Annotated in this window: 14 protein-coding genes and 1 tRNA gene; 12 read left to right on the top strand and 3 right to left on the bottom strand. The window is 58.5% G+C overall.

Annotated elements, in window-relative coordinates; all coding sequences use genetic code 11:
* Window positions 1–5 precede the first annotated feature (5 nt).
* Window positions 6–89: transfer RNA gene (locus LKD23_RS01090), tRNA-Leu, on the top strand.
* Between the two features lie 103 nt (window positions 90–192).
* Here the strand turns inward: LKD23_RS01090 and LKD23_RS01085 are convergent.
* Both LKD23_RS01085 and LKD23_RS01080 read right to left on the bottom strand, forming a co-directional pair.
* Window positions 193–1,059, bottom strand: coding sequence for a tRNA 2-thiocytidine biosynthesis TtcA family protein (locus LKD23_RS01085; protein WP_227619967.1), 867 nt, complete (start codon window positions 1,057–1,059; stop codon window positions 193–195).
* Between the two features lie 18 nt (window positions 1,060–1,077).
* Window positions 1,078–2,205, bottom strand: coding sequence for a cysteine desulfurase family protein (locus LKD23_RS01080; protein WP_227619966.1), 1,128 nt, complete (start codon window positions 2,203–2,205; stop codon window positions 1,078–1,080).
* A 358-nt stretch (window positions 2,206–2,563) separates the two neighbouring features.
* Here LKD23_RS01080 and LKD23_RS01075 point away from each other — a divergent pair, with 358 nt between their 5' ends.
* The 5 genes from LKD23_RS01075 to LKD23_RS01055 all read left to right on the top strand — a co-directional run bounded on the left by LKD23_RS01075 (window position 2,564) and on the right by LKD23_RS01055 (window position 6,412).
* Window positions 2,564–3,925 (top strand): uracil-xanthine permease family protein, encoded by a 1,362-nt coding sequence (locus tag LKD23_RS01075; RefSeq protein WP_227619965.1) that lies wholly within the window; start codon window positions 2,564–2,566, stop codon window positions 3,923–3,925.
* 209 nt (window positions 3,926–4,134) lie between these two features.
* Complete coding sequence (locus tag LKD23_RS01070) at window positions 4,135–4,686, top strand: ferritin family protein (RefSeq protein WP_227619964.1); 552 nt, start codon at window positions 4,135–4,137, stop codon at window positions 4,684–4,686.
* A gap of 139 nt (window positions 4,687–4,825) precedes the next feature.
* A complete protein-coding gene (locus LKD23_RS01065) occupies window positions 4,826–5,581 on the top strand; it encodes a heparan-alpha-glucosaminide N-acetyltransferase (protein WP_227619963.1) in 756 nt (251 codons plus the stop codon).
* 177 nt (window positions 5,582–5,758) lie between these two features.
* Window positions 5,759–6,181, top strand: a complete 423-nt coding sequence (locus LKD23_RS01060; RefSeq protein WP_227619962.1) for a flavodoxin — start codon at window positions 5,759–5,761, stop codon at window positions 6,179–6,181.
* A 72-nt stretch (window positions 6,182–6,253) separates the two neighbouring features.
* Window positions 6,254–6,412 carry a DUF1540 domain-containing protein gene (locus LKD23_RS01055; protein WP_227619961.1) on the top strand — a complete coding sequence of 53 codons (159 nt, stop codon included), beginning with the start codon at window positions 6,254–6,256 and terminating at the stop codon, window positions 6,410–6,412.
* Window positions 6,413–6,471: 59 nt separating this feature from the next.
* On the opposite strand, the gene LKD23_RS01050 is transcribed toward LKD23_RS01055, so the two are convergent.
* Window positions 6,472–7,083, bottom strand: coding sequence for an HAD family hydrolase (locus LKD23_RS01050; RefSeq protein ID WP_227619960.1), 612 nt, complete (start codon window positions 7,081–7,083; stop codon window positions 6,472–6,474).
* A gap of 130 nt (window positions 7,084–7,213) precedes the next feature.
* On the opposite strand from LKD23_RS01050, the gene LKD23_RS01045 reads away from it, so the two are divergent.
* The 6 genes from LKD23_RS01045 to LKD23_RS01020 all read left to right on the top strand — a co-directional run bounded on the left by LKD23_RS01045 (window position 7,214) and on the right by LKD23_RS01020 (window position 12,932).
* Window positions 7,214–7,507, top strand: a complete 294-nt coding sequence (locus LKD23_RS01045; protein WP_227619959.1) for a PRC-barrel domain-containing protein — start codon at window positions 7,214–7,216, stop codon at window positions 7,505–7,507.
* Window positions 7,508–7,634: 127 nt separating this feature from the next.
* Window positions 7,635–9,581 (top strand): LTA synthase family protein, encoded by a 1,947-nt coding sequence (locus tag LKD23_RS01040; protein WP_227619958.1) that lies wholly within the window; start codon window positions 7,635–7,637, stop codon window positions 9,579–9,581.
* Between the two features lie 200 nt (window positions 9,582–9,781).
* Entirely contained in the window at window positions 9,782–10,504 is a 723-nt protein-coding gene (rpsB, locus tag LKD23_RS01035) for a 30S ribosomal protein S2 (protein WP_015563994.1), read from the top strand.
* A 51-nt stretch (window positions 10,505–10,555) separates the two neighbouring features.
* Window positions 10,556–11,479, top strand: coding sequence for a translation elongation factor Ts (gene tsf / locus LKD23_RS01030; RefSeq protein ID WP_158386867.1), 924 nt, complete (start codon window positions 10,556–10,558; stop codon window positions 11,477–11,479).
* A gap of 193 nt (window positions 11,480–11,672) precedes the next feature.
* The gene (locus LKD23_RS01025; protein WP_227619957.1) at window positions 11,673–12,365 is read left to right on the top strand and encodes an alpha/beta hydrolase; all 693 of its coding nucleotides are present in this window, start codon (window positions 11,673–11,675) and stop codon (window positions 12,363–12,365) included.
* Between the two features lie 21 nt (window positions 12,366–12,386).
* Window positions 12,387–12,932 (top strand): GNAT family N-acetyltransferase, encoded by a 546-nt coding sequence (locus LKD23_RS01020; RefSeq protein ID WP_227619956.1) that lies wholly within the window; start codon window positions 12,387–12,389, stop codon window positions 12,930–12,932.
* Window positions 12,933–12,976: the final 44 nt, after the last annotated feature.

Raw genomic sequence — 12,976 nt, 5'->3', positions numbered from 1 at the left:
CAGAAGCCGCTGTGGTGAAATTGGCAGACACGAGGGACTTAAAATCCCTTTCTGGAGACAGAGTACGGGTTCGACCCCCGTCGGCGGCATGGAAAAGCCCCCGGAAGCGTAACGCTGCGCTTCCGGGGGCTTTTTGCGTCTTGAAAAAAGATACCGGACTTGGGTATTTGCTCTATCGGAGGGGGTATTATATTACTCCCTGTTAAGCTCTTCCTCCTGCGCGTGGAACCGCTCAAGGAAGCTGTGCTCCACGCCCTCGGATTTATAGCCGGGCATGGTGTCCAGCGCCACGGCGTGGATGCTGCGGAAGATGCTGTTCTCGATGTTAGGGTTGTCGCGTTTCAGTCGGCGGAGCAGGATCTTCGTCTCCTGCCGCTTGGAACCGCCGCCGCCATTGTCGCACATGGTGCAGTTCTCAGTGAAGCGGCAGGCGCACTGGATGAATTCCAGCTCGTTGTATCGCTTCCATGCCAGAATATCCTCTTCCCGGATGCAATACATCGGGCGGATGAGGGTCATGCCGGGAAAACTGGTGCTGTGGAGCATGGGGGGCATGGCCTGCAGCTGAGAGCCGTAGAACATACTCATGACGGTGGTCTCGATGACATCGTTGAAGTGGTGGCCCAGTGCAATCTTGTTGCAGCCCAGCTCCTTGGCCTTGCTGTAGAGGTGGCCGCGGCGCATCCGGGCGCAGAGATAGCAGGGGTTTTTGTCGGTGTTGTTGGCCACGGAGAAGATGTTGCTCTCAAAGATGGTCACGGGGATGTGGAGAAGCTCGGCGTTGGATTCGATCTTCTGGCGGTTGATCTCGTTGTAGCCGGGGTCCATCACGAGAAAGACCAGCTCGAAGGGCACATCGCTGTGGCGCTGCAGCTCCTGCATGAGCTTTGCCATCAGCATCGAGTCCTTGCCGCCCGAGATGCAGACGGCGATCTTGTCCCCGGCCTTGATGAGTTCGTAGCGCTTGACCGCCACGATGAAGGGGGTCCACAGCTCCTTGCGGTATTTTTTGATGATGCTTCGCTCGATGAGCTGGTAGGGTTCCATTTCGCGTTTCATGGTTCTCTGTCCTTTCCGTTATTGCGGCCGGGTCAGCCGGGTATAGCAGGCGTCGAAGGCGCGGAGGAAGCCGTCCAGTTCCTCCTGCGTGGTCAGGTGGCTCAGGCTGATGCGCCACGAGGAGAGGGCGTTCCGCCGGTCGCGGCTGACGGCGAACACAGCCCGGGAGGGCAGACCGTCCGACGAGCAGGCCGATTTGACCGACACGCAGACGCCTTCGGCGTCCAGCTCCCGCTGGAATACGGTGCCCTTGACGTTCTCGACGCTCAGATTCAGGATGTGGGGGATCGCGTTCTCCGGGCTGTTGATGTGTACCTTCGGGTACCTGCTGAGGGCGTCGCGGAGGAAGGCATTCGCTTCCTTTACCCGGGCGGTACGCGCGGGCAACTCCCCAACGGCGGCTTCCAGCGCCGTTTCCAGCGAGGCCGCCAAGGCCACGGTAGGCGTGCCGCTGCGGTAGATAGTGGTGCTCTCGCCGCCGTGGATGAGCGGCTCGAGGGCAAGCTTTCGCCGCTTGAGCAGTAGGCCGATGCCGTTCAGACCGTAGAACTTATGGGCCGTCAGGCTCATGGTGTCCACCCCCTCAAAGGAGACGGGGATCTTGCCCACGGCCTGCGTGGCATCTACGTGTAAGTGACAGTTGGGCCATGCCTGCAAGAGTTCTGAAATTTCTTTTACGGGCTGCACGACGCCCAGCTCACTGTCCACCAGCGTCACCGCCACCGCGATGGTGTCGGGACGGAGAAGCTCTTTCAGATGCCCGAGGTCGATGGTCCCGTCCCGCCGGATGTCCACCAGATCGATCTCATAGCCCTGCTCCTGCAATGCGGTCAGGGTGCCGCTGACGGACGAGTGCTCCAGCGGGGTAGAGATGATGTGCCTGCCCGCATGGCGGGAGAGCTTCGCCAGACCCTTGAGGGCGAAGTTGTTGGCCTCGCTGGCCCCGGAGGTGTAGATGACCTCTGCGGGCTGTGCGCCCAAAAGCCCCGCGATGTTCTGGGTGGCGTGGTCGATGACCAGCTTGGCCTCCCGCCCGGCCTGATGGCGGGAATTCGCGTTGCCGGGGCAGCTGCGCTCCACTTCACAAAAGCGCTCCAGCACCCCGGGGGAGGCGGGGGTGTTGGCGGAGTAGTCGAGATATATCATAAGCGTCCTTTTATAATAGTATGGCTGTTGTTGTTTCGGCTGCCGCCGCCGGCCCTGCGACCAACTGCGGCAATAGGTTATATTATAGTGTGGAATGCGGCATATTTCAAGGCCGTCAGCCCCTAGCTGACAGAAAATCACCGCAAAATACAGGAAAAAGGTTGTCAGTGTCCGGCATTTATGCTATACTATGCCGAAGAATGAGAGGAAGGGGGAGAGCAGGATGCGGAAAAAGAGTCTGTCTTTTGTATGCGTCGGCTGTATCTTCCGTTTCCGATTTCGTCCCGAGATCTGAGGCATTGCCGCTTTCCTGCGGTAGTGCCTCTTTTTTTGGGCCTGCAAGTAGAAGGAGGAAATCATGAGTCAGAATATCGATTATTCCAAGGGCATTTATGATGCCCGCCAGCTGGGCGGGGGCCGGATGCTCATCCTTGGCATCCAGCATATGTTCGCCATGTTCGGCGCCACCGTTCTGGTGCCCCTGCTCACCGGTCTGAGCGTCTCCACCACCCTGCTCTGCGCAGGTCTGGGCACCCTGCTGTTCCACTTCATCACCAAGCGCAAGGTCCCGGCCTTCCTCGGCTCGTCCTTCGCGTATCTGGGCGGCTTCTCCATCGTGGCCCCCATGCTGGCCGACGCCGACGGCAACCTGACCGTTGCCAACACCCAGATGCTGCCCTACGCCTGCGCAGGCGTGGCATTCTCGGGTCTGGTCTATCTGGTCGTCAGCCTGCTCATCTCCACCTTCGGCATCCGGCGCATCATGCGCTTCTTCCCGCCGGTGGTCACTGGCCCCATCATCATCGCCATCGGCCTGATCCTGGCCCCCTCGGCCATCAACAACTGTCAGGCAAACTGGCTGCTGGCCTTCGTGGCACTGGGCACGGTCATCGTCTGCAACATCTGGGGCAAGGGCATGGTCAAGATCCTGCCCATCCTCATTGGCGTGCTGGTTTCCTACGCGGTGGCCCTCGTGACCGGTGCAGTGGATTTTGAGCGCATCGCCTCCGCTGCATGGTTCGGCATCCCCCTCCACAAGGAGGCAATGGGCCTCTTCGCCATTGACGGCAGCCCCGAGTTCATCAGCGCCCTCTTCACCATCATCCCCATCGCCCTTGCGACCATGATGGAGCACGTCGGCGACATTGCAGCCATCAGTGCTACCGTCGGCCACAACTACATCAATGACCCCGGCCTGAACCGTACCCTGATGGGCGACGGCCTCGCCACCGCGCTGGCTGGCCTGCTGGGCGGCCCGGCCAACACCACCTATGGCGAGAACACCGGCGTTCTGGCTCTGAGCAAGATCTACGACCCCCTCGTCATCCGCATCGCCGCTGTGCTGGCCATCATCCTGAGCTTCAGCCCCAAGTTTGAGGCCGTCATCAACACCATTCCCACCGGCATCATCGGCGGCATCAGCTTCGTGCTTTACGGCATGATCTCCGCCATCGGTGTCCGCAACGTGGTCGAGAACCGGGTGGACTTCACCAACAGCCGAAACCTCATCATCGCCGCTGTCATTCTGGTGTCTGCGCTGGGCTTCAACTCGGTGGGCGGCCTGACCTTCGCGGTCGCCGGTGTGTCGGTCAACCTGTCCGGTCTGGCCATCGCCGCCATCGTGGGCATCCTGCTCAACGCCATCCTCCCCGGCAACGACTACGAGTTCGACTCTGCCGACGGTGCCGACGCTCCTTCCAGCGGCAACCTGCAGGTCTGAGGCAGGCAGAAAAAGCCCTTTTTCGGCAGAAGTGACATCTTTTGTGTTCGTTTTTTGGACAAAGTGTGAGACTTTTATTAACTAAGAATAATTCTTAGAATCAGCCTTGACTAACTAGGAATTATTCGCTATAATAGACTCAGAAACAAGGCCTGCTGTACCAGAGCAGGCCACCCAATAACAACAAACAAAAATGGAGGATAAATCTTATGAAGAAGTACGTTTGCACCGTCTGTGGTTACATCGCTGAGGGCAGCATCCCCGAGCAGTGCCCTGTCTGCAAGGCTCCCGCTTCCGCTTTCGTCGAGAAGACCGGCAACACCTACGTCACCGAGCACGTCGTGGGCATCGGCAAGGCTGAGGGCGTTCCTCAGGAGATCGTCGATGGTCTGCGCGCCAACTTCGAGGGCGAGTGCAGCGAGGTCGGCATGTATCTGGCAATGGCCCGTGTGGCTGAGCGTGAGGGCTATCCCGAGATCGCTGAGGCATACAAGCGCTACGCCTACGAGGAGGCCGATCACGCTTCCCGTTTCGCTGAGCTGCTGGGTGAGGTCGTCACCGACAGCACCAAGAAGAACCTGATGATGCGTGCAGAGGCCGAGTGCGGTGCCTGCTCCGGCAAGATGGACCTCGCCAAGAAGGCTAAGGCTCTGAACCTCGACGCCATCCACGACACCGTCCACGAGATGGCAAAGGATGAGGCCCGTCATGGCCGCGGCTTCGAGGGCCTGCTGAAGCGCTACTTCAATACCGAAGTCTAAGCAAGGGTACTCCAGTCATTGTGATACGCCGCCCCGGCGTGCAGTTTGCAGCTGCCGCCGGGGCGGCTTTTTGCATTTATTTTCCGGCTGTGTTATACTCTCTCTATCTCGACTTGGGGAAGAGGGAAGGATAAAAAATATGGAACAGCAACAATCGCTCCGCTATCGTCTGCTGGACGAGCTGCGGGGGCTTGACCTCATCAGCATGATGCTCTATCACGGGATGTGGGATGTGGTCTTTCTCTTTGGCATCCCGCAGAAGTGGTACATCGGGCGTCCGGGCTTTCTGTGGCAGCAGAGCATCTGCTGGGTGTTCCTCCTGCTGTCGGGCTTCTGCCTGCCGATGGGGCGTCATCCCTTCAAGCGGGGAGCTGTCGTATTCGGGGCTGGTGCGATGGTCACGGCGGTCACGCTGCTCTTCCTGCCGGAGGATGTGGTGTGGTTCGGTGTGCTGACGCTGCTGGGTTCGGCGATGCTCCTCACGGCAGTGCTGGACGGTCTGCTGCGCCGCATCCCGCCTGCTACGGGTGTGGTGGTCAGCGCAGCGCTCTTCTGGGTGACATATCCCACGATGAGAGGCTTCTGGAACCTGCCCGGCGGGCGGCTGGCTCTGCCGCAGGCCCTCTATGCCAATGGTCTGACGGCCTATCTCGGCTTCATGCCGAAGGACTTTTTCTCCACCGACTATTTCCCGCTGCTGCCGTGGCTGTTTTTGTTCTGGGTGGGGTACTTTCTCCATCAGATGGTGGGCCGTGCGGGGATGGAGCCTCTGCGCAGGTCGGTCTGCCCGCCGCTGGGCTGGATGGGGCGTCACTCGCTGGTGCTCTACCTGCTCCACCAGCCGGTCATCCTCGGCGTGCTGACGGTGGCATTCCGGCTAATGAGGGCAGCGTAAAGAACCAAAAAAGTTAGCACGCTTGACCGCTTGACAAAGCGGGGCTGCTGTGGTACTCTATGGATGGTTAGAGAAACCTAACCCGAGAAATGCGTCTGAGCCTGCATCTGACGCATTTTTACAGGACAGAAAGTTAGAAATAGCTAACCTAATAAAGCAAAAGTGAGGCTGAACATTATGAGCAAAGTAGCAATCGTATTCTGGAGCGCAACGGGCAACACCGAGACCATGGCAAACTGCATCGCTGAGGGTGCAGGCGCTGCCGCCGCCATCGTGCCCTGTGCCGAGATGGACGCAGCAAAGCTGAACGAGTATGACGTGGTGGCATTCGGCTGCCCGGCAATGGGCGCGGAGCAGCTGGAGGAGAGCGAGTTCGAGCCGATGTTCGCAGGCCTTGAGGGCTCTCTGAACGGCAAGAAGGTCGCTCTGTTCGGCTCCTACGGCTGGGGCGACGGCCAGTGGATGCGCGATTGGTGTGAGCGCGTCAAGGAGGACGGCGCACAGCTGTTCAGCGAAGAGGGCCTCATCTGCAATGAGACTCCTGACGACGACACGCAGGCTGCATGCCGCAAGCTGGGCGCTGATCTGGCCAACTGGTAAAAAATAACACCGATACATCCTGCATAACGCTTTGTCTTTGGGGCAACCTAGGGACAAAGAGGTGATGAACAAATGGAAAACACAGGTGTTCGCTGTGATGTCTGCGAGTGCCGTCACAACGTGGAAAGCTGCAAATGTGATCTGCCGCAGATCACGGTGACGGAGCGCTGCACCTGCTCTTCGCAGCAGGTGGACATCCCGCACTATTGCCAGAGCTACGAGAAAAAGTAACCTCTGCGCATAAAAAAGACCTCTGCCCGGCAAAGCCGTCGGGCAGAGGTCTTTTGCTGTCAGTGGATGGTGACGCCGAAGGTGGGAAGGCTGCGCAGCAGGCTGCCTACACTGTGCATCTGGTAGGTGCCGAGGCCCAGAAGGCTGGCAGCCTTGATGTTATCGGCACGGTCATCGATGAAGATACACTCGTCGGCTTTCAGCTGGTATTTGTCCAGCAGCGCCTGATAGATGCGGGGGTCAGGTTTGTTGATCTTCACCTCGCAGGAGGCTACGCCGCCGTCGAAAAGACCCTTGAAGTCCCGCTCCATCAGCAGGGCAAGCACATCCTCGGGAATGTTGCTCAGGTAGTAGACGCAGTAGCCATGCTGCTTGAGTTGCTCAACAAGGGTCTGCATCCGGCGGCGGGGGCGGAGGATATGCATCCAGTCGTCCAGAACGCCCTGTACCTCAAAGGCGCGGCCTGCCTTCTTGGCCCGGTCGAGCATCCGGAGGTTCGCTTCGCCGCGGGTGATCCTGCCGGCATCCAGCAGCTGCCATTCCTCACTGCCGAAGGTCAGGGCAAAGACTTCGTCCTCCACCTCGTGGTTCCCGAACAGATCGACCAGATACTCGTAAGGGTCGAAATCCACCATGACGCCGCCGAAATCGAATACGATATTTTTATACATCCGTTATCCCTCTTAAAAAGTTGAAATTCACTGTGCCCAGTATAGCACATCCGGGGCAGGTTTTTCCAGCCCTTTTGCATTCTGATCTCCGCTCCGGCATAGGATGAAGGGAAAAGGGGGCGGGGGAACTATGACCTTTCGGGAACTTTGCACCAAGGAGGTCGTCCAGCTGAAGGATGGGGCCTGCCTTGGCCGGGTGGACGATCTAGAACTGGACGAGGCTTCGGCCCGAATCGAGAGCCTGCTTTTGCTGGGACGTCCCCGGCTGTTCGGGCTTCTGGGACGGGATGAGACGCTGACCATCCCATGGGCGGACATCGAGCGCATCGGGCTGGACGCCATTCTTGTGCGGACCGACATCCCGGCGGCACCGCCCTCCCGCGGAGGACTGCTGGACAAATTACGTCAATGGCTGAACGGATGAAAGTTTTTCAACTGTTTTTTGTCTGTCGGGACTGGATTTTGGAGGAAGGAGGATTATAATAGAAAACCGGACAGAACTTGCTGCCCATAAATGACAAAAAAACCGCAGAAGTGAAAGGAACTTCTTTATGAAACACCATTCCAAGGCGGCGCCCGTCTGGCTGCACGGGGCGCGGCTTCTCTTTCCACCCGCAGCCACCCTCCTGTTTCTGGTGCTGACCGAGTGGATCGCCCGGGGCACTCTGAATGCAGACACCTTTTTGCAGTACATCTTCCCCCATGCGGAGGCCTATCTTCTGGCGTGGGGGCTGCTCTTCCTTGTCTGGCTGGCGCTGGACTGGCTTACCCGCTTTGCTCCGCTGGCAACGCTGCTGTCAGCCCTGCTGGGCTGTCTGCCCGCTACGGTGGATTTCTACACCCTTCAGCTGCGGGGTGAGCCGTTCCTTCCATGGGACTTGGCACAGGTGTCCGAGGCGGCAGGCGTGGCCTCCGCTGCAGGCATCCATGTCCAGACCAGCATGATCTTCTCCGCTGTTCTGGTGCTGGCGCTGACGGTCGGCTCCTTCTTCCTCTACCGGGGACGGCAGAAGCTGCCGTGGGTGCGGCGGCTGGCAGGCTTTGCGGCCAGCACGGCGGCGGCCTGCGCCCTCGTCTTCGGTGTGTTTTTGCAGCCTGCCGTTACGCAGGCTCTGGGCATCCTGCCCGACGCATGGATGCAGGACCGCTACTACCGCTACTATGGCGTTGTCACCAGCTTCCTCACCAACCTGACGAATCTGGAGATCGACAAGCCCGAAAGCTACTCGGAAGAAGCCATCGACGCCATTCTCGATGACGTGGAGGCAGGGGAAAAGTATACTACCAGCTCGGCCTACCCCGACTCCTACGCTGCCCAGACCCCGGCAGAGGAGCGGGTGGAGCAGCCCACCATCCTCTATGTGATGGATGAGTCCTACTGGGACGTTTCGGAGCTGGAACAGTACGGCTTCCAGTTCGATACCGATGTCTCGGCCAACCTCCACGCGCTCCAGCAGGGCAGCGCCTATGGCCGGGTCTACAGCCCCAGTTTCGGCGGCGGCACCTGTGACGTGGAGTTCGAGGCTCTGACCGGCTATTCGGTGTCCTACCTGCCGAACGGCAGCAAGCCCTACCAGCAGCATGTGACAAAGCCCATGTTCGCCCTGCCCAGCTACCTCAAGACGCAGGGCTACCAGACGGCGGCAGTGCACTGCTTCTGGGCCAGATATTGGAGCCGCGATACGGCCTACCCCAACCTCGGGCTGGACGATTTCATCAGCCTTGAGAAGATGCACGGCGTCGAGAAGGTGCGCCGCCACTACTGGACGACGGGCCTCGTCACCGACGACTCGATGGCCGACCAGATCATCAGCCAGTACGAGACGATGAAGGAGAAGTCTGACGCGCCGGTCTTCCTCCACGCCGTCACCATGCAGAACCATACCAATTATAATAAGGACAACTATCCCGACGACCAGCGGGTGAAGGTCACGGAAGCCCCGGCGGGCCTCAAGGCCAGCACCGTGGGTGCGCTGGAAGACTTCGCCACCGGCATCCGGGACGCCGACGCCATGCTGGGAAAGCTGACGGAGTACTTCTCGCAGGTGGACGAGCCAGTCATTCTGGTGTTCTGGGGCGACCACTACAACCCCATCGACTCTAACTACGATATCTACACTCGCAGCGGCTATGCCAGCGATTCCAGCGCCGATCCCCGTCTCCACCAGACGACGCTGCTGATGTGGTCGAACTACTCCGACCGCGCGGTCGATCTCGGCACCATCGCAGCCTACGACATCTCGCCGGTGATGATGGAGCTGTTCGGCCTGCGTCAGCCTCTCTACTTCCAGTTCCTTGGCCGCCAGCTCCGCGCCGCCTACCGGGCCAACACCCGGGGCACCATCATGGAAAAGGACGGCACGACCTCGAACGAGCTGACGCCCTTGCAGCAGAAATGGCGCGACGAGCACTGGCTCCTTCAGTATGACCTCATGTTCGGCAAGGGGTATGCACTCGGCCGGATGGGCCTCGAAGGACTGGCCGAGGACGCAGATTGACGAAAAAGTGCGTTCCATTTTAGAAAAAAGCACGAAAACCCCTTGCAACAGCGCTTCGTTTGTGCTATTATTACTTAGCATTACACACGCATCACTATGCCCTTTTGTGCTCTTAGGAGTGGAGGGCAGTCCGCCGCCGTCCGATACGGCGGCAGATCACGGTGTGCGGAGGCAAAACAAATTTTGGAGGTAATTTTACTATGGCAGTCGTTTCTATGAAGCAGCTTCTCGAGGCAGGCGTTCACTTTGGTCACCAGACCCGCCGCTGGAACCCCAAGATGGCGAAGTATATCTTCACCGAGCGCAACGGCATCTATATCATCGACCTGCAGAAGACCGTCAAGAAGCTGGACGAGGCTTACAACTACGTGAAGGAAGTTGCAGCTGAGGGCGGCGACATCCTGTTCGTCGGCACCAAGAAGCAGGCTCAGGAGTCCATCCGTGACGAGGCTCTGCGCTGCGGCATGCACTATGTCAACGCTCGCTGGCTGGGCGGTATGCTGACCAACTTCCGCACCATCCGTAAGCGCATCGACCGCATGGCTCAGCTGCAGAACATGAAGGACAACGGCACCTTCGAGCTGCTGCCCAAGAAGGAAGTGGCTAAGCTGGAGCTGGAGATGGAGAAGCTGGACAAGTACCTCGGCGGCGTCAAGAACATGAAGACCCTGCCCAAGGCTATGTTCATCGTCGATCCTCACAAGGAGCGCATCGCTGTTGCTGAGGCCCGCAAGCTGAACATCCCCATCGTTGCTATCGTTGATACCAACTGCAACCCCGACGAGATCGATTACGTCATCCCCGGCAACGACGACGCTATCCGCGCTGTCAAGCTGATCGCTGGCGCTATGGCTGACGCTGTGCTGGAAGGCAAGCAGGGCAATCAGGAGGCCGCTCCCGCTGAGGACGCAGCAAACGCCTGATTTTCCCGATTCTCACAAACCGATCAATAATGTGTAAGGGAGAATACTAAAATGGCTATTACTGCAAAGGACGTTATGGAACTGCGCAAGCAGACCGACTGCGGCATGATGGAGTGCAAGAAGGCTCTGACCGAGGCTGACGGCAACTTCGAGAAGGCTGTCGAGATCCTGCGTGAGCGTGGTCTGGCTACCGCCGCCAAGAAGGCAAGCCGCGTGGCTGCCGAGGGCATGGTCTACGCTGATTACTGCCCCGAGTGCAAGGTGGGCGTCGTCATCGAGGTCAACGCCGAGACCGACTTCGTCGCCAAGAACGACAAGTTCGTTGCTTTCGTCAAGGAGGCCACCAAGGTCATCATGAAGCAGAACCCCGCTGATGTCGAGGCTCTGATGGCATGCAAGACCGAGAGCGGCGAGACCGTCGATGAGGCTCTGAAGAACCTCATTCTGGTCATCAAGGAGAACATCAAGGTCCGCCGTTTCGTCCGTTACGAGGGCGTCTGCTCTGCATACGTCCACGGCGGCGGCACCCACGGCATCCTGGTCAACTTCGAGACCACCAACGGCATCGAGGCTAAGGACGAGTTCGCTGCATACGGCAAGGATGTTGCCATGCAGGTCGCAGCTGCCAACCCCAGCTACGTCGATGAGGCTGCTGTCCCCGCTGAGGTCGTCGCCAAGGAGAAGGAGATCCTCCTCGCTCAGATGGCTAACGACCCCAAGAACGCCAACAAGCCCGACGCTGTCAAGCAGAAGATGATCGAGGGCAAGATCAAGAAGTACTTCAAGGAGAACTGCCTGGTCGATCAGGAGTTCGTCAAGGACGGCGACATGACCGTTGGTCAGTACACTGCCAAGGTCGCGAAGGATCTGGGCGGCGACATCAAGGTCATCAAGTTCACCCACTTCGTCAAGGGCGAGGGCTTGGAGAAGCGTTCTGACGACTTCGCTGCTGAAGTCGCAAGCATGGTGAAGTAAGCCAGCTTCTACTGCTGAAGTAAACGAGAGCCGCAGTACCTGTAACAAGGTGCTGCGGCTCTTTTTGTTTGCACTCGGATGCAGGATATGTTATGATAAAGAAACTATGAAAGAAAGGAGGACGACCGAAATGAATTTGAATGAATCCGCGTCTTTCCAGAAGGAGAGCGCGGCCTGACAAAGGAGCACTCCTATGAAGAAACTCGAATTTGAAATTGCGGGCATCCCGGCACTTCTCGTCGGTGAGCCGTCCGAAAGGCTTTATCTGTATGTCCATGGAAAGATGGGCTGTAAAGAGGAAGCGCTGGATTTTGCAGAGCGTGCCTGCCCGGCAGGGTATCAGGTGCTGGCTATCGACCTGCTCGAGCACGGCCAGCGGAAGGGGAGAACGAAAAAGCTCCTGCCATGGGTCGCCGTGCCAGAGCTTCAGGCCGTTTACCGATATGCCGCCGCACGCTGGCCGGAGGTCTCGCTTCGCGCTACCAGCATCGGTGCATGGCTGTCTATGCAGGCATTGCAGAGAATGCCGCTGGAAAAGGCTCTGCTTGTCTCACCTGTGGTGGACATGGAAGACCTCATCACCCATATGATGCAGTGGGCGGATGTCACAGGGGCACAGCTGGAAGCGAAAGGAGAGATTCCGACCACCTTCGGCGAGACGCTTTCATGGCCCTATCTTTGCTGGGTGAAGGAGCATCCCATCTGCTGGAAGGTGCCGACACAGGTGCTCTATGGCGGTAAGGACAATTTGACCAGCCGCCCAGTCATCGAAGCGTTTTGCGATAAGAGCAGCGCAACACTGACCGTGATGGAAGAGGGAGAGCACTGGTTCCATACCGAGCTGCAATTGTCTGTTCTGCAGGAATGGGAGCGAGCACATATCTGAAAGAAGAGGAGAGAGGGAAACATGAAGATCGAACCCAGAGAATATGAGCTGCCCAGCGGAAAAGCACTGCTCGTCCGCAGTGTAACTGCCGCAGATGCTGAGGTACACATCAAATTCAAGTGCATGACCTCCGGTGAGACACACTTTATGGCGCGTTACCCGGAGGAATGTGTTTATAGTCCGGAAACGGCAGCCAGTCTGGCAGCTTGCGAGGAGAGTCCCTTTAACTTTGAGGTCGGTGCATTCGACGGGAAAGAGCAGGTTGGGCGTATCGGTGTCTGCTGTGTTCGGAGTATGCTGAAATATCGCCATCGTGCATATGTGGGCATCTCGATTGAACAAAAATACTGGGGCGGTGGTTTGGGCAGCTACCTGATGCAGCTTGCCATCGACCAGGCCCGGGCCAATGGCTTCGAGCAGCTGGAGCTGGGCGTATACAGCGATAACAGCCGTGCCATCCATCTCTATGAAAAGTTCGGCTTTGAGCGTTATGGCATCCAGCCCCGGGCCTTTAAGCTGAAGGACGGCACCTACCGGGATGAGATCATCATGGTGAAGATGCTGTAACCGGAAAAGAACATAATGAAACGCCGCTGACGGCTTCAGAACCG

This window comes from Faecalibacterium butyricigenerans, from assembly GCF_020687345.1.
GTDB classification, from domain to species: domain Bacteria; phylum Bacillota; class Clostridia; order Oscillospirales; family Ruminococcaceae; genus Faecalibacterium; species Faecalibacterium butyricigenerans.
The sequence above is the reverse complement of the archived record's forward strand: the minus strand, read 5'-3'. Positions and strand labels throughout refer to the sequence as shown.

Excerpts from the sequence above, each read along its gene's own strand:
- LKD23_RS01085 (WP_227619967.1), bottom strand. The coding sequence starts at position 1,059 with ATGAAACGCGAAATGGAACCCTACCAGCTCATCGAGCGAAGCATCATC.
- LKD23_RS01080 (WP_227619966.1), bottom strand. The coding sequence starts at position 2,205 with ATGATATATCTCGACTACTCCGCCAACACCCCCGCCTCCCCCGGGGTG.
- LKD23_RS01075 (WP_227619965.1), top strand. The coding sequence starts at position 2,564 with ATGAGTCAGAATATCGATTATTCCAAGGGCATTTATGATGCCCGCCAG.
- LKD23_RS01070 (WP_227619964.1), top strand. The coding sequence starts at position 4,135 with ATGAAGAAGTACGTTTGCACCGTCTGTGGTTACATCGCTGAGGGCAGC.
- LKD23_RS01065 (WP_227619963.1), top strand. The coding sequence starts at position 4,826 with ATGGAACAGCAACAATCGCTCCGCTATCGTCTGCTGGACGAGCTGCGG.
- LKD23_RS01060 (WP_227619962.1), top strand. The coding sequence starts at position 5,759 with ATGAGCAAAGTAGCAATCGTATTCTGGAGCGCAACGGGCAACACCGAG.
- LKD23_RS01055 (WP_227619961.1), top strand. The coding sequence starts at position 6,254 with ATGGAAAACACAGGTGTTCGCTGTGATGTCTGCGAGTGCCGTCACAAC.
- LKD23_RS01050 (WP_227619960.1), bottom strand. The coding sequence starts at position 7,083 with ATGTATAAAAATATCGTATTCGATTTCGGCGGCGTCATGGTGGATTTC.
- LKD23_RS01045 (WP_227619959.1), top strand. The coding sequence starts at position 7,214 with ATGACCTTTCGGGAACTTTGCACCAAGGAGGTCGTCCAGCTGAAGGAT.
- LKD23_RS01040 (WP_227619958.1), top strand. The coding sequence starts at position 7,635 with ATGAAACACCATTCCAAGGCGGCGCCCGTCTGGCTGCACGGGGCGCGG.
- rpsB (WP_015563994.1), top strand. The coding sequence starts at position 9,782 with ATGGCAGTCGTTTCTATGAAGCAGCTTCTCGAGGCAGGCGTTCACTTT.
- tsf (WP_158386867.1), top strand. The coding sequence starts at position 10,556 with ATGGCTATTACTGCAAAGGACGTTATGGAACTGCGCAAGCAGACCGAC.
- LKD23_RS01025 (WP_227619957.1), top strand. The coding sequence starts at position 11,673 with ATGAAGAAACTCGAATTTGAAATTGCGGGCATCCCGGCACTTCTCGTC.
- LKD23_RS01020 (WP_227619956.1), top strand. The coding sequence starts at position 12,387 with ATGAAGATCGAACCCAGAGAATATGAGCTGCCCAGCGGAAAAGCACTG.